This is a genomic window from Sphingobacterium alkalisoli, assembly GCF_005049105.1.
GTDB classification, from domain to species: Bacteria; Bacteroidota; Bacteroidia; order Sphingobacteriales; family Sphingobacteriaceae; genus Sphingobacterium; species Sphingobacterium alkalisoli.
Genome location: NZ_SUKA01000022.1, coordinates 1 through 761 on the forward strand (window position 1 = coordinate 1; position 761 = coordinate 761).

Annotated in this window: 2 protein-coding genes; both read left to right on the plus strand. The window is 50.1% G+C overall.

Features of this window, described 5'->3' with window-relative positions; translation table 11 throughout:
- A partial coding sequence (locus FAZ19_RS23735; RefSeq protein WP_188876243.1) for a GDP-mannose 4,6-dehydratase occupies positions 1-405 on the plus strand: 405 nt, incomplete at its 5' end.
- 45 nt (positions 406-450) lie between these two features.
- Positions 451-761: dTDP-4-dehydrorhamnose 3,5-epimerase family protein (locus FAZ19_RS23740; RefSeq protein ID WP_136823262.1), on the plus strand; the 311-nt coding region annotated here is incomplete at its 3' end.

Here is a 761-nt window from a genome sequence, read left to right on the forward strand (position 1 = left end):
AAATATACCCGCGATTGGCTATTTGTCATCGATCACGCAAAGGCCATCGACCTGGTGTACCATAATGGTAAAAACGGGGACAGTTACAATGTGGGCGGGTTCAACGAGTGGCAGAACATCGATCTGGTCAAAGAACTGTGCAAGCAGATGGATGAGAAGCTGGGCCGGCCGGCCGGTACGGCAGACCAACTGATCACGTACGTGAAAGACCGCCCCGGACATGACCTGCGCTATGCCATCGATGCGGCAAAGATCAATCAGGAGCTGGGTTACCAGCCCTCCGTTACATTTGAGCAGGGCCTGTCCATCACCATCGATTGGTTCCTGGACAATGAAGAATGGCTAAAAAACGTAACCAGCGGTGATTACCAGAAGTATTATGAGGTACAGTATAGAGACGCATAATAAGGTCTAAATACTAAAATCTAGGTACTTAATACTAAAGAAAAAATGAAAGCAACAGAGACCAAACTAAAGGGCTGCTTTATACTGGAGCCAGCCAAATTCGGGGATAGCCGCGGCTATTTCTTTGAAAGTTTTAATGCGCGTACATTCAATGAGCTGACCGGTACGGAAACCCGGTTTGTACAGGACAACCAGTCCTATTCCACCAGAGGTGTTCTGCGCGGTCTGCATGCACAGGCAGGGGAGCATGCACAGGCGAAGCTGGTACGTGTAATGGAGGGAACGGTTATTGACGTTGCGGTCGATGCGCGGCCCGGTTCGGAAACCTTTGGCCAGCATGTGGCGGTAGAACTATC